General features: G+C 72.6%; 21 protein-coding genes. 9 read left to right on the top strand and 12 right to left on the bottom strand.

Annotated features, from left to right (window positions below):
- Positions 1–3: 3 nt before the first annotated feature.
- The gene (locus AB0950_RS26850) at positions 4–2,448 is read left to right on the top strand and encodes a glycoside hydrolase family 3 C-terminal domain-containing protein (protein WP_366779577.1); all 2,445 of its coding nucleotides are present in this window, start codon (positions 4–6) and stop codon (positions 2,446–2,448) included.
- 87 nt (positions 2,449–2,535) lie between these two features.
- Positions 2,536–3,576 (top strand): LacI family DNA-binding transcriptional regulator, encoded by a 1,041-nt coding sequence (locus AB0950_RS26845; RefSeq protein ID WP_360159810.1) that lies wholly within the window; start codon positions 2,536–2,538, stop codon positions 3,574–3,576.
- Positions 3,577–3,639: 63 nt separating this feature from the next.
- Here AB0950_RS26845 and AB0950_RS26840 read toward each other — a convergent pair whose 3' ends face one another.
- The 5 genes from AB0950_RS26840 to AB0950_RS26820 are packed head-to-tail and all read right to left on the bottom strand — an operon-like array spanning position 3,640 to position 7,752.
- Positions 3,640–4,683 carry a 2-hydroxyacid dehydrogenase gene (locus AB0950_RS26840; RefSeq protein ID WP_360574437.1) on the bottom strand — a complete coding sequence of 348 codons (1,044 nt, stop codon included), beginning with the start codon at positions 4,681–4,683 and terminating at the stop codon, positions 3,640–3,642.
- A 25-nt stretch (positions 4,684–4,708) separates the two neighbouring features.
- Entirely contained in the window at positions 4,709–5,314 is a 606-nt protein-coding gene (locus tag AB0950_RS26835) for a histidine phosphatase family protein (protein WP_360159808.1), read from the bottom strand.
- A complete protein-coding gene (locus AB0950_RS26830) occupies positions 5,311–6,825 on the bottom strand; it encodes an FGGY family carbohydrate kinase (RefSeq protein ID WP_366779576.1) in 1,515 nt (504 codons plus the stop codon). Before AB0950_RS26830 ends, AB0950_RS26835 begins: the two co-directional genes overlap by 4 nt.
- Positions 6,818–7,009 (bottom strand): hypothetical protein, encoded by a 192-nt coding sequence (locus AB0950_RS26825; protein WP_366779575.1) that lies wholly within the window; start codon positions 7,007–7,009, stop codon positions 6,818–6,820. The genes AB0950_RS26830 and AB0950_RS26825 overlap by 8 nt, the downstream gene beginning before the upstream one ends.
- A 26-nt stretch (positions 7,010–7,035) precedes the next feature.
- Entirely contained in the window at positions 7,036–7,752 is a 717-nt protein-coding gene (locus tag AB0950_RS26820) for an FGGY family carbohydrate kinase (protein ID WP_366779574.1), read from the bottom strand.
- Between the two features lie 310 nt (positions 7,753–8,062).
- On the opposite strand from AB0950_RS26820, the gene AB0950_RS26815 reads away from it, so the two are divergent.
- Positions 8,063–8,884: a DeoR/GlpR family DNA-binding transcription regulator gene (locus tag AB0950_RS26815; protein WP_366779628.1), complete on the top strand. Its 822-nt coding sequence runs from the start codon at positions 8,063–8,065 to the stop codon at positions 8,882–8,884.
- A 233-nt stretch (positions 8,885–9,117) separates the two neighbouring features.
- Positions 9,118–10,452 (top strand): MFS transporter, encoded by a 1,335-nt coding sequence (locus tag AB0950_RS26810; protein ID WP_366779627.1) that lies wholly within the window; start codon positions 9,118–9,120, stop codon positions 10,450–10,452.
- A gap of 401 nt (positions 10,453–10,853) precedes the next feature.
- Here AB0950_RS26810 and AB0950_RS26805 read toward each other — a convergent pair whose 3' ends face one another.
- The 6 genes from AB0950_RS26805 to AB0950_RS26780 all read right to left on the bottom strand — a co-directional run bounded on the left by AB0950_RS26805 (position 10,854) and on the right by AB0950_RS26780 (position 20,549).
- Positions 10,854–11,462 carry a DJ-1/PfpI family protein gene (locus tag AB0950_RS26805; protein ID WP_360159803.1) on the bottom strand — a complete coding sequence of 203 codons (609 nt, stop codon included), beginning with the start codon at positions 11,460–11,462 and terminating at the stop codon, positions 10,854–10,856.
- A gap of 125 nt (positions 11,463–11,587) precedes the next feature.
- On the bottom strand, positions 11,588–12,559 hold the full coding sequence (sbnA, locus tag AB0950_RS26800; protein ID WP_360159801.1) for a 2,3-diaminopropionate biosynthesis protein SbnA: 972 nt from the start codon (positions 12,557–12,559) through the stop codon (positions 11,588–11,590).
- Positions 12,560–12,594: 35 nt separating this feature from the next.
- Entirely contained in the window at positions 12,595–13,662 is a 1,068-nt protein-coding gene (gene sbnB / locus AB0950_RS26795) for a 2,3-diaminopropionate biosynthesis protein SbnB (RefSeq protein ID WP_360574431.1), read from the bottom strand.
- Positions 13,659–14,663: a TauD/TfdA family dioxygenase gene (locus tag AB0950_RS26790; RefSeq protein ID WP_366779573.1), complete on the bottom strand. Its 1,005-nt coding sequence runs from the start codon at positions 14,661–14,663 to the stop codon at positions 13,659–13,661. The genes sbnB and AB0950_RS26790 overlap by 4 nt, the downstream gene beginning before the upstream one ends.
- Before the next feature lie 41 nt (positions 14,664–14,704).
- Positions 14,705–17,953: an amino acid adenylation domain-containing protein gene (locus AB0950_RS26785; RefSeq protein ID WP_366779572.1), complete on the bottom strand. Its 3,249-nt coding sequence runs from the start codon at positions 17,951–17,953 to the stop codon at positions 14,705–14,707.
- Positions 17,954–17,966: 13 nt separating this feature from the next.
- The gene (locus AB0950_RS26780) at positions 17,967–20,549 is read right to left on the bottom strand and encodes a Pls/PosA family non-ribosomal peptide synthetase (protein WP_366779571.1); all 2,583 of its coding nucleotides are present in this window, start codon (positions 20,547–20,549) and stop codon (positions 17,967–17,969) included.
- A 295-nt stretch (positions 20,550–20,844) separates the two neighbouring features.
- Here AB0950_RS26780 and AB0950_RS26775 point away from each other — a divergent pair, with 295 nt between their 5' ends.
- From AB0950_RS26775 to AB0950_RS26760, 4 genes are all read left to right on the top strand, one after another.
- Positions 20,845–21,669 carry an alpha/beta fold hydrolase gene (locus tag AB0950_RS26775; RefSeq protein ID WP_360159791.1) on the top strand — a complete coding sequence of 275 codons (825 nt, stop codon included), beginning with the start codon at positions 20,845–20,847 and terminating at the stop codon, positions 21,667–21,669.
- A gap of 232 nt (positions 21,670–21,901) precedes the next feature.
- Positions 21,902–22,315, top strand: a complete 414-nt coding sequence (locus AB0950_RS26770) for a hypothetical protein (protein ID WP_360574420.1) — start codon at positions 21,902–21,904, stop codon at positions 22,313–22,315.
- A gap of 99 nt (positions 22,316–22,414) precedes the next feature.
- Positions 22,415–22,774: a tetratricopeptide repeat protein gene (locus tag AB0950_RS26765; RefSeq protein WP_360574418.1), complete on the top strand. Its 360-nt coding sequence runs from the start codon at positions 22,415–22,417 to the stop codon at positions 22,772–22,774.
- Between the two features lie 115 nt (positions 22,775–22,889).
- On the top strand, positions 22,890–23,534 hold the full coding sequence (locus AB0950_RS26760; protein ID WP_366779570.1) for a peptide deformylase: 645 nt from the start codon (positions 22,890–22,892) through the stop codon (positions 23,532–23,534).
- Positions 23,535–23,613: 79 nt separating this feature from the next.
- Here the strand turns inward: AB0950_RS26760 and AB0950_RS26755 are convergent, their stop codons facing one another.
- Positions 23,614–25,044, bottom strand: coding sequence for an NAD(P)/FAD-dependent oxidoreductase (locus AB0950_RS26755; RefSeq protein ID WP_360159783.1), 1,431 nt, complete (start codon positions 25,042–25,044; stop codon positions 23,614–23,616).
- Between the two features lie 140 nt (positions 25,045–25,184).
- Between AB0950_RS26755 and trxA the strand changes: the two genes are divergently transcribed.
- Complete coding sequence (trxA, locus tag AB0950_RS26750) at positions 25,185–25,589, top strand: thioredoxin (protein ID WP_360159781.1); 405 nt, start codon at positions 25,185–25,187, stop codon at positions 25,587–25,589.
- The last annotated feature ends 32 nt before the right edge of the window (positions 25,590–25,621 follow it).

Genomic DNA, 25,621 nt, shown 5'->3' with positions numbered 1-25,621 from the left:
CGAGTGAGCAGCACCAGTGACGAGGACCTCGACCGGCTGATCGACAAGCTGACCCTGCCGGCCAAGATCCGGCTGCTCACCGGCGCCACCACCTGGCGTACCGCCGCCGATGCGGCCATCGCCCTGCACGAGCTGGTCCTGTCCGACGGACCGGCCGGCGTGCGCGGCCAGTCGTGGGACGAGCGGCACACGTCCGTGCTGCTGCCCTCGGCGACCGCGCTCGCCGCCACCTTCGACGAGCAGCTCGTCGAACAGCTCGGTGCTCTGCTGGCGCTGGAGGCCCGGCGCAAGGGCGTGGACGTCGTCCTCGCCCCCACTCTCAACCTGCACCGCAGCCCGCTGGGCGGCCGGCACTTCGAATGCTTCTCCGAGGACCCCGAACTGACCGGTCTGATCGGGGCAGCCCTCATCCGCGGCATCCAGTCCCACGGCGTCGCCGCCACCGCCAAGCACTACGTGGCCAACGACGGCGAGACCGATCGGCTGACCGTGGACGTGCGTGTCACCGAGCGGACGCTGCGGGAGGTCTGCCTCGCACCCTTCGAGGCGGCCGTGGCGGCCGGGGTCCGGCTGGTGATGGCCGGTTACCACAGCGTCAACGGCAGCACCATGACCGCATCCGATCTGCTGACCGACCCGCTCAGGAGCGAATGGGGCTTCGACGGCGTCGTCGTCTCCGACTGGGGCGCCGTACGCACCACCGAAGACACCGCACGAGCCGGCCTGGACCTGCTCATGCCGGGACCGGACGGCGCCTGGGGCGAGAACCTGCTCCGCGCCGTGCGCGCGGAGAAGGTCGCCGAGTCCGCCATCGACGCCAAGGTGCACCGGCTGCTGCGGCTGGCCGATCGCTGCGGCGCCCTGGGCAGACGGCCACCGCTCACACGGGCCGGGCCCCGTACCCGGGACGTCCGCCGCCTCCTGCGCCGCGCTGCCGCGGCCGGCACCGTGCTGCTGGCCAACCACGGCGTGCTGCCCCTTGTCGCCGGTGACCTGAAGACCGTCGCCGTGATCGGCACGCACGCCGCCCGCACCCGCACCCAGGGCGGCGGCAGCGCCGGAGTCTTCCCCCAAGGCGAGATCTCCGTCCTGGACGGCATCCGGGCCCGTCTGCGCGGACACGCCCGCGTCGTCCACGTCCCCGGTCCGCACGTCCCGGGCCCGCCCCCCGCGCTGGACCCGCGCCTGAGCACCGATCCGCGATCAGGGGTGCCGGGTTGCCTGCTGCGGATGCTGGATGCCCACGGACACGAGCTGTACGCCGAGCACCGAAGCGGCGGACGGCAGCTCGAACCCCCACTGGTGCCAGGGGCTCACACAGTGGAGATCAGCGCCCTGCTCCGGCCGCGCACCTCGGGCACCTGGACGCTGTCCGTCGCCGGGTTCGGCCGGATGAGTCTGCGCCTGGACGGCCGCCCGCTGGTGGCGGGCGAGTTCGCCAAGAACACCGACGACCCGGCCATCGTCCACGTCACCCCTCCCCCGCAGTGCGCCACCACCCACCTGGGCGCCGGAAAGGACGTGCTCCTGGTCGCGCGCCGGGAACTCGCCCCCGGCACCGGCCGGGCCACGATCGTCGGCGCGGCCGAGCCCGGCCCGGAACCGACGGCGGCCGTGGCGGCCGCCGTACGGGCGGCACGCGAGGCGGACGCGGCGATCGTCGTCGTCGGCACCACCGAGCACGACGAACGCGAGGGCCAGGACCGTACCGGTATCCGCCTGGACCCACGGCAGGACGCTCTGGTGAGCGCCGTGGCCTCGGCGAACCCGCGTACGGTGGCCGTCGTCAACAGCGGCGGGCCCGTCGAGATGCCGTGGCGGGACCAGGTCGGTGCCCTGCTGCTCGCCTGGTTGCCCGGGCAGGAAGGCGGAGCGGGCCTGGCCGACGTGCTGTTCGGCCGGACGGAGCCCGGCGGGCGGCTGCCCACCACATGGCCGGCCCGGCTCGAGGACGCTCCGGTCCTGTGCACCCAGCCGGTCGCGGGCCGCCTCCACTACAGCGAGGACCTGCACATCGGCCACCGCGGCTGGCTGCGCACCCGGCGCACACCGGCCTACTGGTTCGGGCACGGCCTGGGCTACACCACCTGGGCCTACGAACACATCACCGCGCCCGGCCAGGTCCCGGCGGGCGCACCCTTCACCGTGCGCGTACGGGTGCGCAACACCGGCGCCCGAGCGGGGCGCGAGACGATCCAGGTCTACCTGGCCCGGCCCGGCGCCGCCATCGACTATCCGCAGCGCTGGTTCGCCGGGTACACAGCCGTACGGGCCGAGCCAGGGGAAACGGTCACCGCCGAGGTGCACGTGCCGGCCAGAGCGCTGCGGCACTGGGACGAGCGGGCACACGCCTGGCGGACCGCGCCAGGACCGTGCCGGGTACTGGCCGGCCGCTCGGCAGGCGACCTGCCCCTGGAAGCGGAGGTGCACATCAAAACCACACCATGAGGGCGGCGGGGCCGAGGCCATCTGCGGCGAGACGGGGGCGGGAGAGCGCTCTATGCGTCGACTCGGCCGTGCCGTTAAGGTGCGGGCATGAGCAGACAGCCCCCTACCCTCGAGGATGTCGCACGGGAGGCGGGCGTGTCCCGGGCAACGGTGTCCCGGGTGGTCAACGGCGTGCGCAACGTGGACCCCGCCATCCAGGAGGTGGTCCGCCAGGCGATCGACCGCACGGGCTACACCCCCAACCGCGCCGCCCGCTCACTGGTGACCCGGCGCGCCGAGACCGTCGCGCTCGTGGTCTCCGGCGCCGGAGACCTGTCGGAAGGCGGCCAGATCGACTTCGCCGCCCGCGTCTTCGCCGACCCCTTCTTCGGGCGTGTGGTCGCCGGAGTCGTCAGCTACCTCAGACCGCACTCGATGCACCCCGTGCTCATGTTCGCCGAGTCCGCCAAGGACCGCCATGAGGTGCTCAGTTACCTTCGGCAGGGCAGGGCCGACGGCGCGCTGGTCGTCTCCACGCACCCCGAGGACCCGCTGCCCGCCCTGCTCGCCGGTGCCCACCTGCCCGCCGTCCTCTTCGCCCGGCCCGCACGCGCGGTGCCGCTGAGCTACGTCGATCTCGCCCACCGGGACGGCGGACGGCTCGCCGCGGAGCACCTGCTGGCTCGCGGCTGCCGCACACCGGCCACCATCTGCGGACCGCTGGACGTCGCCGCGGGCCAGGAAAGGCTCGCCGGGTTCCGCGACGCCCTCGCTCGCCACGGGCACCCCTACGCCCCGGCCGCCGAGGGCGGTTTCACACGAGACAGCGGCCTGACGGCCATGGCCCGCCTGCTCGCCGATCACCCCGACATCGACGGTGTCTTCGCCGCCAACGACCTCATGGCCCAGGGGGCCTGCCAACTCCTGCGGGAACGAGGCAAGAGGATCCCCGAAGACGTCGCCGTGGTCGGCTTCGACGACTCCAGCGCCGCCGTGACCTGCCAACCCCGGCTGACCACCGTGCGCCAGCCCGTCGAGGCCATGGCAGCGCGGATGGCCGGCCTCCTGGACGAACACATCCGCCAGGTACGCCGCGAGCCGACCTCGGTCGTCTTCGACCCGGAACTGGTGATCCGCGACTCGGCCTGAACGGCCTGGCGGACGTCGCCCGGTCGCGTTCGAGGGTGCTCCCGCACGGGAGCCGGCGCCCGTTCAGCCCCGCAGTGCCTCGGGGTTGGCGCAGTGGGCGAGTTGCTCGGCACGCAGGAAGCGGGCGGCCTCGGCGGCGACGATCCGGGCGGCCTTGTGGGCGACCTCGCGGCTGGCACCGGCGATGTGCGGGGTGAGGACGACGTTCGGGGTGGACAGCAGACGCGAGCCGGCCGGTACAGGTTCGGCGGGGAACACGTCGAAGCCGGCGGCTGCCAGATGCCCCGAGTCGAGGGCGTCGCACACCGCGTCGTAGTCGACCAGGGTGCCCCGGGCGCAGTTGACGAGGACGGCACCCCGCGGCATGGCGCCGATCTGGGCCTGCCCGATCATGCCGCGGGTCTCGTCCGTCACCCGCGCGTGCAGGGAGACGATCCGGGAGCTGCTCAGCAATTCGTCCAGGGACACGAGCCGCGCGACGCCCCGCACCGCCTCCGCAGACACATAGGGGTCGTGGACGAGGACGGTGGCCCCCATGGCGGTCAGGACGCGGGCGACGCGCGAGCCGATGGCGCCGAAGCCGACCAGGCCGACGACCGAGCCGTCGATCTCGACGCCGCAGCGGGTGTAGTCGTAGTAGTCGCCGCGCCAGGTGCCCTGCTTGAGGTCGGCGTGCACGTCGCCGAGCCCGCGGGCGGCGGCGAGGATCAGCGCGAGGGTGTGCTCGGCGGTGGCGACGGCGTTGCGGCCCGGGGCGTAGCAGACGGCGACGCCGTGCCGGGTGGCGGCCTCCACGTTGGCGTTGACCGGTCCTCCCCGGCTGACGCAGAACAGCTCCAGATCGGGGCAGGCGGCCAGCACCCGTTCGGTGAGCGGGGCCATCTGGGTGAGGCAGATGCGGACGCCGCGCAGCGCCTCGATGATCTCCTCCTCGGTTCCGGACGCCTCGTCGACCTCGGCGACCTTGCCGAACGGTGTGTGGGGCCAGGGCAGTCGGAGCTGCCGGACGTCCAGGTCGGTGCCGGCGGGCGCGGCGGCCCGCAGTTCCTGTTCGAGCAGCCCGGGCAGCACGAAGTGGTCGCCGGCGGCGAGGACGGTGGTGGGCACGGTGGGTCTCCCAAAGGGCGGTGGATCAGCGAACGGGTGCGTTGAGTCGGAGCAGGGACGCCTGGCCGTCGCGCAGCCGCAGTTCGGTCAGGGCGCCGTTGTGCAGGGCGGGGAAGACCTGGCGGTAGCGGGCGAGGGGGATGCCGAGGAACCGGCACAGCACCAGGCGCAGCAGGGTGGAGTGGGCCACGACGAGGACGCGCCCGTCGGGGAGCTTGTGCGCGATCTCCTGGAGGCAGTCGGCCGCGCGGTCCGCCGCCGCGGCGGGATGCTCTCCGCCGGGCAGGTGGTGGGCGACCGGGTCGGTGAGGAAGGCGGCGAGCGCCTCGGGGAACTCCTCGGCCATCTCGGCGCGGGTCAGACCGTCGCCGCGGCCGAAGTCCACCTCGTACAGGCGCTCGTCGACCCAGGGCGTGAGGCCGAGCGCGGCCGCCGCGGGCTCGGCGGTCTGCCGGGCCCGGGACAGCGGTGAGCAGAGCACGGCGTCCAGGTGCTGCCCGGCGGCCCAGGTCCCCAGCTCCGCGGCCTGCCGTCGGCCGAGTTCGGTGAGCGGCACGTCGGTGCGGCCCGCGTAGCGGTTGTCCGCGTGCCACACGGTCTCCCCATGGCGTACGAGGACGAAGTCGGTCACTGTCGGGCCTTTCCGCGCGCGTGGTCGGCCACGGCCGGTGCCATCCAGCCGCGGCGGACCAGCGCGTCGACGAAATCGAGGTAGACGGGGAGCAGGCGGGCGGTGCGGGCGGGGTCCGGGCGCAGCTCCTCGCGCAGCCGCACCATGGCGCCCGCGGCCTCCTCCAGCGTGGCACCCGAGGCGGTGGCGGCGAGCACCGCCATGCCGAGGGCGCTCTCTGCCTGCTCGGGCAGCCGGGCGGGGCGGCCGAGCACGTCGGCGCGCAGCTGCGCCCAGTAGCGGTTGCGGGCGCCGCCGCCGGTGAAGGTGAGCGGGCCGTCGACGGGGGCGCCGAGGTGGTCGAGGTAGTCGAAGCAGAGCCGTTCGAGCAGCGCCACTCCCAGCAGGCAGGCGTGGAACTCCTCGGCGTCGCCCGCGGGTTCGCCGAGGACGAAGGACTCGGCCTCGGGCGCACGGAACGGGAAGCGTTCGCCGCCAGAGCCCACCAAGGGGTAGACGACGGCGGTGGAGCCGGTCGCGGCGGCCCGTGCGGTCAGCGCGTCGAGGCCGGCGGGGCCCGCTGAGGGGAAGCGGTGGGTGAGGATCCCGGCGCCGCTGCTGGAGGCGCCGCCGGGCAGCCAGGTGCCGCCGGGGCCGCGGTGGCAGTAGACCACGCCGCCGGGATCGCGGACGAGGTGGGGGCTCGCCCCCTTGAACACGAGGGTGGTGCCCAGCACCGCGTTCCAGGAGCCGGGGGTGAGCGCCCCGGCTGCGATCTGCGCGGCGCAGCCGTCGGTCATGCCCGCGGTGATGAGGGTGCCGGCGGGGATGCCGGTCGACTCGGCGGCTTCGGCGCACACCGTGCCGAGGACCGTTCCGGGCCGGACGACGTCGGGCAGCAGCTCGGCCGGGACGCCGAGCGCGTCGAGTTCGGCCTCGGGCCACCGCTCGGCGATCAGGTCGTAGCCCGTCTTCAGGGCGTGGCTGGCGTCGCTCGCGACCTGGTGCCCGGCGAGCCGCCAGGTGACCAGATCGGCCTGGTGCAGCAGCCGGACGCCCGCCGGCAGGCCCCGGCCGGCCGGCAGGGTCGGGTCGTCCAGCAGCCAGAGGAGTTTGGGCAGCGCCCAGGACGGCTGCATGGCGCGGTAGCCGAGCTTGTCCCACACCGGCGCCCCGTGCGTGTTGACGCGCTCGGTGTACGCGTCGGCCCGGCGGTCGTCGTACATCAGACCCGGGGTGAGGGGGCGGCCCTGGGCGTCGGCCAGGAGCACGGTCCCGGAGGTGGCGTCGACGGCCAGGCCGCGCACCCGGCGCGGGTCGATGCCGGTCAGGGCCTCGCGGCAGGCGGCGGCGAGTGCGGACCACCACTGCTCGGGGTCCTGCTCGTGGCGTACGCCGTCGCGGTGACCGGTCAGCGGGCGGGCGGCGGCCGCCAGCAGCCGTCCGGTGCCGTCCACCGCGACCGCGCGGGCGCTCTGGGTGCCGAGGTCGAGTCCGAGGTGCACGGCCTCGGGTGACAAGGCGTCAGACATGCGGGGCCTCCGGGGTGCGGAGCGGGGAGGCAGCCGGTACCCCGGCGAGCGGCGCGGCGGGCACTGCGGCGGGCCTGGGCGCCCAGCCGAGGGAACGGGCGGCGCCGCGCCAGGTGAGGTACGCGGCGTAGAGCCCGTCGTAGAACGCGGCACGTCCGGCGTCGGGCTCCCAACGGGAGGACATGCGGACGTACTTGGAGGCGAGCCTGCCTAGGGGGCCATGACGACGGGCAGCCCGGCGGGCAGGCCGAGTTCGGCGGCGGTGTGGCCGGTGATCTCGGCGATGCGCTCGTGTTCGCCGAGGATCCGGGGCAGCAGCGGCTCGGCCCACTTCATCGCGAAGAGGTCGAGGATCGCGGGGTCGTACGCGCCGGTGGTGTGATCGAGGAAGGGCGCCGAGGCGTCGGACTCGTCGATGGCGGTGACGCCGGTGAACCTCAGGAACAGCCAGCCGGCCGCGGTCAGCGCGGTACGGGAGTGCCGCAGTCGCTCCGGGTCGTGCTCGGCGAGCCAGCTGAGCACCGCGTTCGGCATGCCGCTGCACGTCAGCGAGCCGTTGCGGCGGAACGCCTGTTCCAGGACCCCGTCGGCCTGCCAGCGGGTGAGCAGGTCGCCGGCGCGCCCGTCGGACCACAGGATCGCCGGGCCGGTGGGACGGCCGTCGCCGTCCACGAGCCAGCAGCCGTCGCCCTGGGCCGTGAAGCTCACCAGCCGCACCGGTTCCTGGTCCCGGCCGAGCTGGGACAGGACACCGCGCACGGTGGAGACCACCCCGTTCCACACCGCGTCCATGTCCTGCTCCGCCCATCCGGGACGGGGCCGCAGCACCTCGGTGCCGATGCGCGAGACCGCCAGCTCCTGGCCTTGGTCGTCGAACACGACGGATTTGATGACCGATGTTCCGACGTCGATCGTGAGAACCGACATGACTTCAATACCTGCCCCTTCACAAAGGCCCGCGCCCACGGGACGGCCCCGTCGTATCGGACGGTCCGGCCACGGACGGCTCGCAGAAATCAGGAAACGCGTCTCCGCAAGGGCCGTCAATCGGCCCTGCGACTTATCCCGCGGCCGGGCGCCCGCACCCTGTGACATTCCGTGCCGAGCCCGGCACGGCTGCCTGCACGTGCGCCGCTCGCGCGGACACCGGCCAGGTCACGGCCCGTCTGCGCCGTGTTACGTTCATGTGGGATTCTCATGAGACTGTTCTCAGGAAGGAGCGGCTGCCGTGGCCGGTCTGGACGCCCGTACGGACGCGCAGGAGGAGCGTCGGAACCGGCTGCGCGAACTCGTCACGAGCAAGGGGTTCGTCCGCACCAGCGAGCTTGCGACCGAGTTCGGCGTGAGCGTCATGACCATCCACCGCGACCTGGACGCTCTGCAGGCACAGGGGTGGCTGCGCAAGGTGCGCGGCGGGGCGAGCTGTCTGCCCTCGACCCAGTTCCACGGCAGCGCCGGCGAACGCCTGTCGACGATGGTGCAGACCAAGCAGCTGCTGGCGCGGGCCGCCGCCGAGGAACTCGCGCCCGGCCAGGTCGTGATGACCGACGACTCCACGACCTGTCTGCACCTGGTCCGCCACCTGCCGGACCACACCCCCATCACGACCATCACCAACTCGCTGCCGGCCATCTCGGCCCTGGCCCGCGAGCCCGGCGTGGCGCTGGTCGCCCTGGGCGGCACCTACTTCCCCGCCTACGACGCCTTCATGGGCGCGCACACCGCGCACAGCGTGGAGGCGTTCCGCGCCGATGTGCTGTTCATGTCCACGACGGCGGTGACGGGCGGCCGCTGCTATCACATGTCACCCGAGACGGTGCAGGTCAAGCGGGCCATGATGGCCGCCGCCTCGCGCCGGGTGCTGATCATCGACCACACCAAGTTCGCCAACCAGGGCCTGTACGCGCTCGCCCCGCTCACCGACTTCGACCTGGTTCTCGTCGACGACGACGCCCCGGCGGGAGAGGTACGGCGCCTGCGCGACAACGGAGTCCAGGTCCGCACCGTCGCAGCGGCGCCCGGAGCCTCCAGAGCGCCCCGGTCGCACGGCACCACGTGAAGGTCACACGGTTCTCACTCGGCGCTCCTCATCCCGCAGCCGCCCGCACACCGCCCTGATCTGCGGCGGAGGCCCGCGGCTCGGGCTGCTCGCGCAGCGACGGAACGACGACTTAACACGACGGGTCACACGGCCGGCGAGGTCTTTCCGATGACGGATTGACCCCACCCCGGAGCGGTCTTTTCATCGGTCCCACGCCGTACGGCACTCCGCTCTCCCCATTCCCCAAGAAGGTGGCCGCCGTGACCGTCCCCCTGAATCTGCAATCCGCACCCGCGAAAACCGGACACCCCGCTTTCCTGGACCATATCGGCATTCCGAAGGCCCTTTCCTGGGGATTTCTCGGTGTGCTGGTCTTCATGATCGGTGACGGTGTCGAATCAGGATTCCTTTCCCCCTACCTGCTGCACGAGGGCCTGTCCAAGGAACGCGTGGCGCTGCTGTTCACCGTGTACGGCGTCACGGCGAGCATCTCCGCCTGGTTCTCCGGGGCGCTCTCCGACCTGTGGGGCCCGCGCCGCGTGATGATGCTGGGCCTCGGCGTCTGGGCCACGCTGCAGGTGGCCTTTCTGGGCCTCGCGGTCCCCACGCACCACTACTGGCTGCTGCTGACCAGCTATGGTCTGCGCGGATTCGGTTATCCGCTCTTCGCCTACGGCTTCCTGGTCTGGGTGACGGCGGTGACGCCCAGGCAGCGGCTCGGCTCCGCCGTGGGCTGGTTCTGGTTCGCCTTCACCGGTGGGCTGCCCACCCTCGGCTCACTGGTCGCCAGCTTCACGGTGCCGTGGCTGGGCACGTACCGCACCCTGTGGTTCGCGCTGGCCCTGGTGGCAGCGGGCGGCCTGATCGCGCTGTTCCTCGTGCGCGAGCCGACGGGCAGGATGCGGCTGGCGCCCACCGGTGAGCGGCCGGTCGCCACGCTGCTCGGCTCGCTCTCCATCGTCTGGCGCAACCCGCGCATCGGGGCCGGCGCGGTGGTACGCACCGTCAACACCGCGGCACAGTTCGGCTTCCTGGTCTTCCTGCCCGTCTTCTTCACCGACACGCTGGGGTTCTCCCTGACCGAGTGGCTGCGGCTGCTGTCGGCGATGTTCGCCACCAACATCTTCTTCAACCTGCTCTTCGGCCTCGTCGGCGACCGGCTCGGCTGGCAGCGCACCGTCGCCTGGTTCGGCGGGGTGGGCTGCGCGGTCACCACGCTCCTGCTCTACTACGGCACCACGGCTTCCGGCGACAACTTCCCGCTGGCCATGGTGCTGGTGAGCCTCTTCGGCGCGACGCTCGCCGGTTACGTACCGCTGTCCGCGCTCATGCCCTCGCTGGCGCCGGAACACAAGGGACAGGCGATGTCGGCCCTCAACCTCGGGGCGGGCGCCAGCACGTTCGTGGGCCCGGCCGTGGTCGCCCTCTTCCTCGGCCCGCTCGGCGTCGAGGGCGTGATGTGGATCTTCGCCGGACTGTACCTGGCGAGCGCCGGCCTGACCGTGTACCTCACGCTGCCGGAACAGACCTCCACGGCCGGCGACGGCCAGGATGGCCGAAAGGATGCCGTGACGGGCGCGTTCTAGGCCGCCGCGTGCCGCCCCAGGCGCCGGCCGGCCACCGTGGTGGTGAGGGCCTCGACGGCGTCGATGGTCGCGGCGCTCAGCGCGACGGCCCGGCTCGTCGCGGTGGCCACATCCCGGCGGCGAACGCGGCCACCGCGAGCAGCAGCAGGAACAGCCACGTCGTGTGGTGGGCTCCGATGCCGCAGATGAACGCTCCGACGCTCGTCATGGCCCCGGCCACCGGTCGTCCAGCAGCCGGCCGAGGACCGTGGCGGGCAGCACGGCCAGGACCGCCCGTGCGATCGCCGGCGCAGCGGCGAAGGTCCGCTGGACGCGCAGCCCCCGGCCGAAGGCGACGGGAAGACCGAGCTGTCGGTGACGGTCTCGCCGAGGCGCTGGCGGGCGCGCTCCGACCGCGGACGTCAGCGCAGGGCCGCCTCGCCCGCGTGGACGGCGCCCAGGGCGCGTTCGACGGTCTGCTGGTTCTCGCCGACCGGAGCGACGTAGGCCAACACGTCGCGGGCGGCGTCCTCGCCGAGCAGCCGGGTGATCACCCAGGTGGCGAGGTACTGGGAGGCCAGGCAACCGCCCGCCGTGGCGATGTTCCCCTCGGCGTGGAACGGCGCGTCCAGCACGGTGACGCCGCAGGCCTCGACGAAGGGCCGGCTCTTGATGTCCGTGCAGGCCGGCATGGCGTCCAGCAGCCCCAGCCGGGCAAGCACCAGCGCGCCGGAGCACTGGGCGCCGATGAGCTGCCGCGCGGGGTCGAGCCGCAGCTCGGAGAGCAGCCGGTCGTCGGCGACCACGTCCCGTGTCCGCACGCCGCTGCCGATCAGCACCGCCTCGGCCTCGGTCACGAACTCCATCGGGCGCTGCCGGGTCACCTCGACGCCGTTCATCGACGTCACCACCGGCGTCGGGGTCGTGATGAAGGCTTCCATGCCGTCCTCGCGGCACCGGTTGATCAGCGCGGAGGCGATGAAACTGTCGAGTTCGTTGAACCCGTCGAAGGTCACCACGGCTACCTGCATCGCAACTCCTTCAGAACGGCACCGGGACGCCAGTCTCTCCCGGCACACCGTTCGAAGGCGAGAGCCGCTGTCGGAGATTGCGGGCCGAGGAGGCTCGCCGGGCCGGGGGCCGTGCGGGGCGGCCGTCAGCGGCCGGTGTCCACGGAGTCCAGCGCCTGATCGCCGTACAGGTCCTGCAGCCAGTTGGTCTGGTAGACGGTGTCGAGGTAGCGCTCGCCGAGGTCCGGGGCGATGGCCACCGCGGTGACGGCGCTGCCGTCATGGCGCGCGAGCCAGTCCGTCGCCGCGCTGACCACCGTTCCGGTGGAGCCGCCGAACAGGAAGCCGCGCCGGGCCAGGCGGTGGCACATGCGGATGGTGTCCGTCTCCTCCACCCGGATCACCTCGTCCACGCAGGACTCGTCGAGCAGCGGCGGGCGCATGCTCATGCCGAGGCCCGGGATCATCCGGCGGCCCGGCTCGCCGCCGAAGGCCACCGACCCCACGCTGTCCACGGCGACGATCCGCACCGGCCGGTGCCACTGCCGGAAGTAGCGTGCGCAGCCCATCAGGGTCCCGGTGGTGCCCGCGCCGACGAAGAGGACGTCCAGTTCCGGGAACTGGCGCGCGATCTCCGGGCCCGTGGTGCGGTAGTGCGCCCTCCAGTTGCCCTCGTTGGTGTACTGGCTGAGCCAGACGTACCGCTCGTCGGAGGCGCACAGGGCGCGGACGTACTCGATGCGCGTGCCGAGGAAGCCGCCGTTGGAGTCCTGGTCGGCGACGATGTGCACCTCGTTGCCGAGCGCCTCGATCAGCAGTCGGGTGGACAGGTTGCAGCGGGAGTCCGTCACACACAGGAACCGGTAGCCCTTGCTCGCGGCGATCATGCCGAGCGCGACGCCGAGGTTCCCGGAGGACGACTCGACGAGGACGGAATCCGGTGCCAGGACTCCGTCCCGTTCGGCGCTCTCCACCATCTCCTTGGCGGCCTTCAGCTTGATGGAGCCGGCGAAGTTGAAGGCCTCGCACTTCAGATAGAGCGGGTATCCGCAGATCGACTCCAGATCGACGAAGAGATCGCCCTGGTTGAAGTCGTACGGAGCCGAGACGACAGGCACGGGGACCTCCTGGTACCCGGCCGAGGACGACGGCCTCAGCCGTAGCGGCGAAGTTCGTGGAAGAAGTCATCGATGACACGCAGGCCGCCCGCTCGGCACACCTCGTCGTAGACGTACCTGCCGACGGCCAGGTCGAGGACGCCGAGCCCGAACGGTGAGAAGACCACCGGCCGGTCGGCCGGTGGTGTGACGCGTCCGGCCATGACGTCGCTGAGCGTTCCGGTCAGGAAGTCGCGGTTGCCGGTGAGCTGTTCGGCGAGGTGGGGTGAGGTGTCGGCCTTCAGGCAGTGCTCGACGTCGTCGACGAAGTTGGCCGAGCCGAGCAGGATCTCGGGGGCGAGGTCGCGCAGGGACACGTGCAGGACGAGGGGGTTGTGGCGGAACCAGGCCGGGTCGGTGACGTGGGGCCGGCCGGCGACGGTGGCGAAGACGACGAGGTCGCAGGAGCGGACCAGGTCCTCCGCGCTGTCGTGGACGGTGACCGGTGCGGTGGTGCCGGCCTGGCTGAGGTAGCCGCGGAAGCCGGCGGCGCTGTCGGCGGACACGTCGTGCACGCCGACCGCCTCGAAGGCCCAGCCGGTGCCGACGAGGAAGGTGTGGATGTAGCGGGCGATCAGGCCCGTGCCGAAGAATCCGACGCGGGTGGGGCGGGGCCGGCCGCGGCTGAGCCGGTCGGCGGCGAGCGCCGCGGACGCGGCGGTCCTGGTGGCGCTGATGATCGAGCTCTCCAGGCAGGCGAACGGGTAGCCCGTGTCGTGGTCGTTGAGGATGAGCACCGCGGACGCGCGCGGCAGCCCGGCGCTCACGTTCTGCGGGAAACTGGAGATCCACTTCAGGCCGTCCACGCGGTCCGGTCCGCCGAGGGAGGCCGGCAGGGCGATGATCCGGGCTGTGGGGCGGTCGGGGAAGCGCAGGAAGTACGACGGCGGGTTGACGGTGTCTCCGGCGTCGTGCAACCGGTAGGCGGCCTCGACCAGTTCCACGATCTGCTGCTCGCGTCCGCTCAGGGCGCGCTGCACCTGCTCGCCGCTGATCACCGCGAACGTCGGCACGGTGGCCGGTCCGGTCGTGGCCGGGGTGGCGGCCGGCAGTACGTCGGTCATCGCTCGCTCGCCTCCGGGTTCGACGTGTGCTCGGCCGGGCGCACGGGCTCGGCCATGCCCACCAGGACCTGCCGCTCCCCGGTGAAGGCCTCCCGGCTGTGGGCGGTGCGGATGTTGTCCACGAGCAGCAGGTCACCGGCCTGCCAGGGCTCGCGCCTGGTGTGCGCCTCGTAGATGGAGTTGATCAGCTGGACGACGTCCTCGCCGATCGGAGTGCCGTCGCCGTAGCGGGTGTTGAAGGGAAGTCCGTCCTCGCCGTAGACGTCCACCAGGTACTCGCGCACCTCCGGGGCGAGCGTCCACTCGTTGAGGAAGGCGATCTGGTTGAACCAGCAGCGCCGGCCCGTGTGCGGGTGCCGTACGACGGCGCTGCGCCGCTGCTGGGTGCGCAGGGTGCAGTCGGGCTGCCAGGTGGCCTCGATGGCGTGGGCCCGGCAGTAGCGCTCGATCTCGGCGCGGTCGGCGGTGCCGAACGACTCGGTGAGGCTCGCCCCGATCTCGTCGTTGTAGGTGCGGGTCAGGATCCAGCCCTCCCGCTCGAACCGCTCGGTGAGCCTGGTCGGCAGCGCCCGCAGGACTTCTTCGGCGTCGGCGACCGCCGTCGCCCCGCCCTGCGCGGGCGCGGTGAGGCAGGCGAACAGCATCAGGCCGGGCACGTCGAGCAGGTAGCTCAGCTCGTGGTGCATGCACATCGGCTGGTTGGCGGGCCAGGTGGTGGACGCGTAGACGCCGGGCAGATGGGCCTGGCGGGGGGCGAAGGCCTCCCGCTCCGTCATCAGGCCGCCGGACAGCCGCGCGAAGACGGCTGCGACCTGGTCGGCGTCCCGCAGCCCGAGGCCGCGGACGACCACCGCCCCGTGCTCGGTGACCTGCGCGCGCAGCGCCTCGCGGTACTCCGCCGCCCAGCTGAGGGCGTCGTCGAGAGGGTCGACGTGCAGCAGCGCCGGGCTGTCCGGTCGCAGCTCCACATCGAGCGCGGCTGCCGGCGAGGAGAACGGCATCTGGGATTCCTTTCGGTGGGCCGCCCGGTGGTGCGACGGGCTCAGGAGGAGGCGAGGGGTACGACGGTCTTCAGCACGGCCCGGGCCGCGTCGGCCGGACGGGTGCGCAGGAAGTAGTGGCCGCCGTCGGCGAGTTCGTGCAGGTCGACGTGTTCGGCCAGCAGCAGCCAGTCCCGGTGCCGGTCGGCGTGGCCGGCGGTGTGCGGGTCGTCGGCGGCGACGACCACCGTGACCGGTGCGGACAGTTTTTCCGGTGGCGTCTGCAGGGCCTGCTGGAAGTAGCGGTGTGCGCACAGGCAGTCGTGCCGGTAGGACGCGCCGATGTGTGCGGCGTGCCGCTCGTTCAGCTCGGCCAGTTCGGCGTATCCGGCGTCCCGGGTCAGCCGCTGCGCGATCTCGGCGTCGCTGAGGTGCGCCAGTTCCTCGGCGGCGGCGTGCCGGCCGTCGGCCGTGCCGAGCAGGTGCGCGGCGAGGAACAGGCGCGTCACGCGCACGCCTCGCCGCCCGAGTCTCCTGGCTGTCTCCATCGCCGGTGCGGCGCCCGAGGAATGGCCCCACAGCATGACCCGGTTCAGGCCACGGGCGGTGATCTCGGCGGCGACCTGCTCGGCCACCTCCTCGATCGGCGCGAACGGCTCCGGGTGCTCGGCCAGGTGGTGACCGGGGAGGTCGACGGCGAGGACCGCCACGCCGACGGCCGCCAGCGCGCTCGCCATCGGCTGGTAGTTGACCGCGTTGCCGCCCGCGTACGGGAAGCACACCAGCACGGACTGCGGCGCGCCGCTCGCGCCGGACAGGGGCACCAGCAGGTCCGGGCGGCGCCGGGCCGTACCGTCGATGAGGGCGGCCAGGTCCGCGAGCACGGGATGCCGGGTGATGTCCTTGAGGGACACCGCGCGGTCGAGGGCGAGGGTGAGCCTGACCGCGGTCAGGGAGGTGCCGCCGCAGTCGAAGAAGTGGGCCGTGCGGCCGATCTGCTGCTCGGGCACTCCCAGCAGTTCGGCCCAGGCCGCGGCCAGCCGCCGCTCGGTCGGGGTGAGCCGGCCGCTGTCGTCCCCCGCCTCCGCTTCCGGTGCGGCTGCTTCGGCCCGGGTGGTCAGGGCCTTGCGGTCGATTTTGCCGTTGGCGGTCAGCGGAAGGCTCTCCTGCCAGTGGAAGGCCGACGGGACCATGTAGTCGGGCAGTGTCGCGGCGAGCGCCTCGCGCAGGGTCTGAGGCGGCTGCCGTCGCCCGGTGCAATAGGCGATCAGCTGCTTGCCGCCGCCGGGCCGCTCGGCGACGACCACCGCGCCGTCGCGCACGCCGTCCACGCGCAGCAGCGCGTTCTCGATCTCGCCGATCTCGATCCGGAATCCGCGGATCTTGACCTGGCTGTCCCGGCGGCCCAGGAACTCCAGCTTGCCGCCGGGATGCCAGCGTCCCCAGTCCCCGCCGAGGTAGAGCCGTTCACCCGGCCGGTACGGGTCCGTGCGGTAGGCCTCGCGGGTGCGCTCGGGGTCGTTGACGTATCCGCGGCCGACGCAGACACCGGAGAACGCGATCAGTCCGGGGGCGCCGAGCGGGACCAGGGACAGGTGCTCGTCCACGACGTAGACGCGGACGTTGTTGACGGGCCGTCCGAGCAGCACCCGCTCGGGCACCTCGGTGAGGAGTTCGTGGTTGGTGTCGTCCGACGTCTCGGTCAGCCCGTAGGCGTTGAGCAGCCCGATGTCCGGCCGGACGGCGAACCAGCGCTGGACCAGCTCCCGTTTCAGCGCCTCGCCGGTCACCGACACGCACCGCAGGTCCGGCAGGGTGCGCGGGTGCCGCTCCAGATACGAGACCACGACCTCCAGGTAGGAGGGCACGAGCTGCGCCACGGTGACCCGGCCGCGCTCCAGTGTGTCGACGAACCGCTCCACGTCCGTGATCGCGTCCTGCTCGACCAGCAGGGTGCGCCCGCCGGCCAGCAGCGGGGCCAGGAGCTGCCACAGGGAGATGTCGAAGCACTGCGGCGCCGTCTGCGCCACCACGCATCCCTCGCCGAGCGCCAGGTCGTCGATCTTGGCGTGGAGGTGGTTGAGCATGCCCGCGTGCTCGCACATCGCTCCCTTGGGCTCGCCGGTGGAGCCGGACGTGAAGTAGACATAGGCGAGGTCACCGGAGTTCACCTGGACGCCGAGGTCGTGGTCGGCGTGCCCTTCGCCGTAGGCGGTGTCGACGCGCAGTGTCCCGACGTCCGGGAGCGTGGCCAGCGCCTGGTCGAGGGCGCCGGTGCTGCCGGACTCGGTCAGGACCAGCCGGCAGCCCGCGCGGGACAGCGTCGCCGCGATGCGCCCGGCCGGGAAGTGCGGCTCGATCGGCAGGTAGGTGCCGCCCGCCTTGAACACGGCCAGCACCGCGGCGAGCCAGTCGAGGTCGCGTTCGGTGACGACGGCGACCACGTCCTCCCGGCCCAGGCCGCGTGCCAGCAGCGCTCGCGCCAGCCGGTTCGCGCGCCGGTTCAGCTCGTCGTACGTCCATTCCCGCTCGCGGTGCGCGGCCGCGACGGCCTGCGGATGCGCCCGTACGCGCTGCTCGAACAGTTCGTGCACCCGGGTGTCCGGCAGCGGCCGGCGGGGCCCGGCCAGGCCTTCCAGCTGCTCCCGCACCTCCTCGGCCGGCAGCAGGCTCTGCCGGGTGTGGTCGGCGGCCGGATCGGCCGTCATCAGCCTGAGCGCCGTGAGGTGGTAGCCGCCGATGCGCGCGGCGGCCGTGGCGTCGAGTACGTCGGTGCGGTGGCGCAGGCGCAGCGTCAGCCGGCCGCCCCGGTCGGACCAGCGCACCTGCAGGGCGCCGTCGTCGGCGTGGCTCTCGTCGGCTCCGAGGGGACCGAACACGACCTCGTACGGCGGCCGGGTCAGGCCGAGTTCCCGGCGCAGCTTCTCCACCGGGAACTCCCGGTGCGCCAGTACCTCCGCCTCGGCGTGCGCGGCGGCGGCCAGCAGGGCGTGCCAGGACCCCGATGGGACGGTCGCCCGGCACGGCAGCGGCTCGCCGCGCACGCCGGTGGTGTAGCCGGTGACCACGTCCGGCTCGCCGGACAGCACGGCCAGCACCTTCAGGTGTGCGGCCAGCATCAGGGCGCTGACCGGCGTCCCCCGGTGCCGGACCAGTTCCCGCACCGCCTGCGTCACCTCGGCCGGCACGGGCATCTCGTGCTCGGCGGTTCCCGCGGCCGGCTCCCGGACCCAGCGGGGCACCGTGGTGACACCGCCGGCGGTCAGTACCCGGCTCCAGAACTCCCGGTCCGCTTCCACGCACGTCTCCATCGAATGGCCTTCCTCAGCTCACGGTCGCCGTGGCGGCGTCGGCGGTCGGCGTTGCCCGGCCGGTTCCGCGGGGCCGGCCGCCGCCCTGCGGCATGTCCACCGCGGGATTGCCGCCCCACGTCGCGTTAGGGGGGACTTCCTCGCCCTTCATGAGGAAGGAGTCGGGGGCCAGCACCGCGCCGTCGCCCATGGCCACGCCGTAGTGCACATGGGCGCCGACGCCGAGCGTGCAGCCGGCGCCGAGCGTGGTCCGGTCGGACTTGAAGGTGCCGTCCTCCTGCGAGTGGCACTGGATCTTGCTGCCGGCGTTGAGGGTGCACCCGTCGCCGATGGCGGTGAGGGTCCGCTCGGTCAGATAGCAGCCGTCGTCGAACACCCCGCGGCCGATGCGCACCCCCAGCAGCCGCCAGACCAGGCTCTTGAAGGGGGTTCCGTTGTAGACGTTGAGGAACTGGGTCGGCACCTTCCACAGCCGCTCGTGCCACCAGAAGTACGGGTCGTAGATGGAGCACAGCCGGGGGCGCAGCGGACGGAACGCGGTGATGCAGCGCTCCACCAGGACGAAGTACGCGGTGGAGAAGGCGAGCGTGATCGCCAGGTACCCGGCGATCACCACGTGTCCGGCCAGGCCGTACAGGTCCACGGAGGCGAGGCCCAGCAGGGTGAGCGCGAAGGTGTGCAGCCAGCGCACGAGCAGCATCAGCAGCATGGAGCGGAGGTTGTAGCGGTTCTTCGCGGCGAGCCGGCGGCGGAAGGCGTCGCCCTGGCGGAGGTGGTCGAACCGTGCGTCGCGGTCCACCGAGCGGGGGATCTCGAAGCACGGTGAGCCGAGCAGCCCGACGCCTTCGCGGACTTCGCCGTCGAGCGGGATCATCACCTTCGTCGCGAGCAGGCAGTTGTCGCCCGTCCGGCCGCCCGCCGGATAGGCGATGTTGTTGCCCAGGAAGTTGCGCGGGCCGATCGACACCCGGGACAGCCGGAACGACGTGCTGGAGTAGTCCGCGTTGACGATCGAGAGGCCGTCCGCGACCATCGTCCCGCTGCCGACGGAGACCAGCAGCGGCGTCTCGTGCTGCACTTCGGTGCCGAAGTTCGACCCGGTCTGCTCCACCCGCGAGAGGTCGTATCCGATGCCGCGCAGGTAGGGCACGATGTAGGAGCTGTCTCCGAAGAGCCAGGCGAAGAACTTGACGTTGGTCATGCGGGCCGTGGCCCGGTGCAGCGCGTAGTGGAGTCCGTAGAGCGGATAGACCTTGCCGGGCCTGACGACCAGACCCAGCAGACGCGGGACGGTGCACAGGGCCAGCAGTCCCAGGGCGGCGCACCCGAAGAACAGCACGAGGGAGAGCACCAGCGCGTCGGAGAGCAACTGCGACCGGGACAGCGCGGCCGTCTGCGGGTCGAGCCGGTTGCCGATCGCCGGTACCTCGGTGAACAGCATGTACGCCCCGCCGACGACCAACGGGACGTACAGCAGGAAGAGTTGCAGCAGGGTGCCGAGGCCGAACCAGGCCCGGCGCGCGGTGCCGCACCGGGCCGGCGGGACCCTGGCGTAGTCGGTCCGCGTGGGCTCCGCCGGTGATCCGTGCCAGCGCTCGCCGTCCGGGACCGCCTGGCCGCGGTGCAGGGAGGACGCGTGGCCGAGCTGGGCGCCGTCACCCATCGACGTGTCGATGTCCAGGACGGTCTTCTCGCCGACGAAGACATCGCGGCCGAGCATGACCCGGCCGGTCTGGATGCGGCCCGCGTGGGCCCGGTAGCCGAGGAAGAACGAATCCTTGCGGATCACCGTGCCCGCGCCGATCGTCAGCAGGTCGGTGCAGACCGGGACGGTGCGGGACAGGATCGTGACGCCCTTGCCGACGCGCGCGCCGAGGGCCCGCAGATACAGCGCGTACAGCGGAGTGCCGGTGAGGAAGACCATCGGATTGGCGTGCAGCAGCGCCTTGACGAGCCAGAAGCGCACATACGTCAGGCCCCACACGGGGAACTCCCCCGGCCGCCAACGGCCGATGAGCAGCCACTTGGCGACGACCGGGAACGCGCACACGGCGACGAACCCGACGCCTCCGAACACGACCGACCGCAGATAGACGTCGGCCACGCCCGAACCGCTGGCGATCCACTCGTACCCGGTGGCGGTGACGAATCCGGAGACGAGGGAGTAGCCCAGGAAGGCCACCAACTGGAAGGTCCCGCACAGGAGGTGGGTCCACCGGTTCCTGGTCGGCTCCGGCACCGGCACGGTCTCCGGCTCCGACGACGGCAGGCGTGCCGGCGCCGAAGGGGCGGGGGCCGGGGCGGCGGGGGCGGTGTGTTCGAGAGCCGCCGCCAGGCTCTGGATCGTGGGGTGCCGGTAGATGTCCCGCATGGACGGGGACGGCAGATCCGCCCTCTTCCGTATCCGGGCGCAGAACTGGGCCATGACCAGGGAGTTGGCGCCCAGATCGGTGAAGAAGTGGCCGTCGACCGGGACGGTTTCGGCGCCCAGCAGGCCGGCCAGCGCCTGGGCGAGCTTCGTCTCGGTCTCCGCCCGGCTTGAGGCGGCGGCAGCTTCGTCCGGCTCCGACAGGACCTCGGAGGACTGCTCCGCCATGCGCTCTCCTCTAGAACGGGGATGTTCCTGATCACGAACCGGCGGATTCAGTTTGTCCGGATACGGGTGAATATGCCACTTACCTTGTGATGCAATCGCGTGTGCGGACAGGTCGGTTGAGTCACGTTTCCCCTGCACCGGCACGGAGAGGGAGACGGCGCGAATCACCTGAACGGCCGTCCCTCGGACGCTCGGCGGGCGGGGCCGCGGGCCGCGGAGTTGACCTTGCCCCCGGGGGCAAGGTCTAGGCTGACACGGCCTGCCGAGGAGCCGACCAGCCGATCATGGAGCCAGTGTGTCCAAGTCCAAGACCGCGACCCTGCGGGGCGCCACCCTCCACTACGACGATCTCGGACCGTCGGGCGGGCTGCCGGTCCTCCTGATCCACGGGCATCCCTTCGACCGCACCCTGTGGGCGCCCCAGGCCGCGGCGCTGGCCGAGGCCGGATACCGGGCCATCACCCCCGATCTGCGCGGATACGGCCGCAGCAGCGTCACCCCCGGCAAGGTCCTCCTCGCCGACTTCGCCGACGACCTCGCCGCGCTCCTCGACCATCTGGGCATCGAGCGGGCGGTGGTCGGCGGTGTCTCGATGGGCGGTCAGATCACCATGGAGTTCCAGCTCCGGCACCCGCGGCGGGTGCGGGCCCTGGTCCTGTCGGACACCTCCGCCCCCGCCGAGACCGACGAGGGCAAGGAGTTCCGCAACCGGCTGGCCGACCGGCTCCTCGCCGAGGGGATGGACGGCTACGCGGACGAGGTGATCGACAAGATGCTGGCCTCGTACAACGTCGCCGCGATGCCCGATGTCGCCGCGCGCGTGCTGGGCATGATGCGCGCCGCCGATCCGCGCGGGGCGGCGGCGGCCCTGCGGGGACGGGCCGAACGCCCCGACTACCAGGACACGTTGGCCGCCGTCACGGCGCCGGTTCTCATCGTCGTCGGAGCGGACGACGTCTTCACGCCGGTCGCGGACGCCGAGGCGATCCACCGGCTCGTCCCCCACGCCACCCTGACCGTCGTGGAGAAGGCGGGACACCTGCCGGGCGCCGAGCAGCCCGAGTCCTTCAACACCGCCCTGCTGGACTTCCTCGCCGCACAGGTGGCCGCCGGCGACTGAGCACCGGCCGGCCCGCCCCTCGCGCACGGCCGGAGCGGGGCGGACAGCCGTCCCGCCGCGTGCCCAGCATGGCCGGCGTCTGTGCAGGTCAGCGGCGCGGGATCCCGTCTGAGCCTCATTCAGCCGCAGGCCGTTGGGGCGGACCGGGGCGGCCGGGCACGGTGGTGGCGTGCCGACGGGCCGGAGGGACCCACCCGGGGGACCGCCCGCCGGCCGACGGAAAGGAACCACCATGCTGTCCCGCAAGCGCATCGCCCTCGCAGCCGCCGGACTCGCCCTGGCGGGCGGGCTCGCCGCCGCCCCGGCCGCGACCGCCGCGCCGGTCGCCCACGAGGCGCAGGCCGCGGCCAACAAGTGCTCCGGGTGGAAGGAGATCCACATCAACGGCGGCTCCGCCAAGTACAAGGAGTGCACCAAGAAGGTCAACGGCACGTCGTACGCCTCCGGCGCGTTCTACCTGTGGGACACCAAGCACGACGGCAAGGCCGTCCAGGCATACGCGGAGACGGACTACAACCACTGGTACGGCGATGACGTGACCTGGCAGCACTTCTACAGCTGGGCCGACGACACCCACCACAGCCCGGAGATCATCACCGGCTGGCACCGGGGCAACGACTTCGGCCTGGTGATCGAGCTCAAGTAGCCGTACCGGGGCGCCGCCCGGGCCGGGCGGCGCCCCGACGCCGGGTTGGTGGAATATTCAACAATCGCGTTCCGTTGTGGCCGTCGAAGGAGGTCACGAGTGGAGACGCAACGGGAGACCGCGTACTACGACCACGGCACGCCGGCCGAGCGCTGGGAGCGCGCGCGGCAGTTCTTCGACGCCAAGGACTACGCGGGGGCGGCGCGGGTGCTGACCGGGCTGGTCGAGGAGATGCCGGAGCAGACCGGGCCCCGGCTGCTGCTGGCCCGCGCCTACTACCACTCGGCTCAACTGCGCCGGGCGGAAACCGAGTTGCGGGTCATCGTCGAGCGTGACCCGGTGGAGCACTACGCCCGGCTGATGCTGGGCCGCACGCTCCAGCGGCAGGCCCGGCACGAGGAGGCCGAGCGGCATCTGCGCATCGCCTCCGCACTCGCGGGCGACTTCCCGCAGCGGTGAGCTCAGACGCGTGACGGGCCGCATGCCCGGCCCCGCCTTCACGCCGGGCGCGCTCTCGCGGGTCCGGCGGCCGTGCGCCGAGGGCGATGCCGGTGGCGCATGGCATGCTGAGGCGATGCCAGCTCCCCGTGATCACGCACCGCTCGCCGAGCGGGTCGAGGAACTCCTCGCCGCCGGCGGGCCCTTGCCCATCGTCGCCGCCGGGCAGCCGGTGCTGCGGCGCGGGGCCGAGCCGTACGACGGCCAGCTCGGCCCCGCCCTGCTCGCCCGCTTCGTCGAGGCCCTGCGCGTCACCATGCACGCCGCGCCCGGTGTGGGCCTCGCCGCGCCGCAGGTCGGCGTGCCGCTGAGGATTGCGGTCATCGAGGATCCGGCGCCGGTGCCCGAGGAGGTCGCGGCGGCCCGGGGCCGGGTCCCGCAGCCGTTCCGGGTCCTGGTCAACCCGGTGTACGAGCCGGTCGGCGCCGCGCGTGCCGCGTTCTTCGAGGGGTGCCTGAGCGTGCCGGGCTGGCAGGCGGTGGTGGCCCGGCACGCCGAGGTCCGGCTGCGCGGCGAGGACGAGCACGGCCGCGCGCTGGACGAGGTGCTTGGCGGGTGGCCCGCGCGGATCGTCCAGCACGAGACGGACCACCTGGACGGCACGCTCTACCTGGACCGCGCCGAACTGCGCTCCCTGTCCACGAACGAGGCGGTCGCCGCCCTGTGGAACCGGCCGACACCGGATACGGCGGCCGAGGCGCTCGGCTTCCCGCTGCCCTAGCTCCGCCGCCTCGCCTCGGCCCTCGCGGGCGAACCGCACCGGGATGCCGGAGCGCGTCGGACGCACCCCGGCCTCGCGGTCAGTTGTCGCGGTACGCCTCCAGCAGCCGCAGCCACACCTCGCTCAGCGTCGGGTACGACGGGACCGCGTGCCACAGGCGGCTGACGGGGACACGGCCGGCTACGGCGACGGTGGCCGAGTGGATGAGTTCGCCGACGCCGGGACCGACGAAGGTCACGCCGCGCAGGATCTCGTCCTCCAGGTCGACCACCATGCGGGCGCGGCCCTTGTAGCCGTCGCCGTACAGTCCGGCGCCCGCGACGGCGGAGAACTCGACGTCGACGGCGCGGACCCGGTGGCCGGCCTGCTCCGCCTCGGCGAGGGACAGGCCGACCGCGGCGGCCTCGGGGTCGGTGAAGACCACCTGCGGTACGGCGTGGTGGTCGGCGGTGGCCATGTGCGCGCCCCACGGCTCGTCCGGCACCGGGTCGCCGGCCGCGCGGGCGGCGATGGCGGCGCCGGCGATACGGGCCTGGTACTTGCCCTGATGGGTGAGCAGGGCGCGGTGGTTGACGTCGCCGACCGCGTACAGCCAGTCGGTGCCGGTGACCCGGAGGGTGTCGTCCACGTCCAGCCAGGAGCCGGGTTCCAGGCCGACGGTGTCGAGGCCGATGTCGTCGGTGTGCGGGACGCGGCCGGTGGCGAAGAGGATCTCGTCGGCCTCCAGCCGGTCGCCCGCGGAGGTGACGGCGACGACCGTGCCGTTCTCACGGGTGACGGACTCCACGGAGGTCCCGGTGCGGATGTCCACGCCCGCCTCGCTGAGCGCCTCGGCGACCAGTTCCCCGGCGAACGGCTCCATGCGGTTCAGCAGCCCCTTGCCGCGCACCAGCAGGGTCACCCGGGAGCCGAGGGCCTGCCAGGCGGTGGCCATCTCGGTGGCGACGACACCGCCGCCGACGACGATGAGCCGGTCCGGGGCGGCCTTGGCGCTGGTCGCCTCCCGGCTGGTCCACGGCTCGACCTCCGCGAGGCCGGGCAGGTCGGGCAGCTGGGCGCGGGTGCCGGTGGCCACGGCGACGGCGTGCCGAGCGGTGAGGGTGGTCACGGTGCCGTCGGGCGCGGTCACGGTGACCGTGCGGGGACCGGCGAGCCGGCCGTGGCCGCGGTACAGCTCGGCGCCGATGCCGTTCACCCAGGAGACCTGGCCGTCGTCCTTCCAGTGGGAGGTGTACTCGTCCCGGCGGGCGAGCACGGCCGAGGCGTCGAGCGGGTCCTGGACCGAGGGGGCGAGACCGGGCAGGCGGCGGGCGTCCGCCTGGGCGATCACCGGCCGGAGCAGCGCCTTGCTGGGCATGCACGCCCAGTAGGAGCACTCGCCGCCGACCAGTTCGCTCTCCACGACCGCGGTGGTGAGACCGGCCGCGCGGGTGCGGTCGGCGACGTTCTCCCCCACGGGCCCGGCCCCGAGCACCACGACGTCGTACGCGATGGATTCCGTTTCCGTCATGGGGTCAGTCTGGTGGGTGGTGTGCGCGACGGCCACATGGGTACGCGCGCCCAACGACAGACGTGCGCGTGTGGAATAGGCGGCCCGGCGGCCGTGTTTCCGCCGTCGGCACACCCCACACCAGGAAGAGGGACCCGGCCATGAGCAGCAGCACCGTGGAGCTGACCAAGGACAACTTCGACCAGACGGTCACCGACAACGACTTCGTGCTGATCGACTTCTGGGCCGAATGGTGCGGGCCGTGCCGCCAGTTCGCACCCGTGTACGAGAAGGCCGCCGAGGACAACCCCGACCTGGTCTTCGCCAAGGTGGACACCGAGGCCCAGCCGGAGCTGGCGCAGGCCTTCGGCATCCAGTCGATCCCGACGCTGATGATCGTCCGCGACAAGGTCGCCGTCTACGCCCAGCCCGGCGCCCTGCCCGAGACCGCGCTGACGGACCTCATCGGGCAGGCCCGGAACCTGGACATGGACGAGGTCCGCAAGAGCATCGCGACCCAGGAGGCCCAGCAGGCACAGGGGGGCCAGGCGGGCACCGCCCAGTAGGTCCCCTGCGACCGCCCGGCGGTCTCCTGGGT

Source organism: Streptomyces sp. NPDC007189 (assembly GCF_040703635.1).
GTDB lineage: Bacteria > Actinomycetota > Actinomycetes > Streptomycetales > Streptomycetaceae > Streptomyces.
This window is presented reverse-complemented; position numbering and strand designations above follow the sequence as displayed.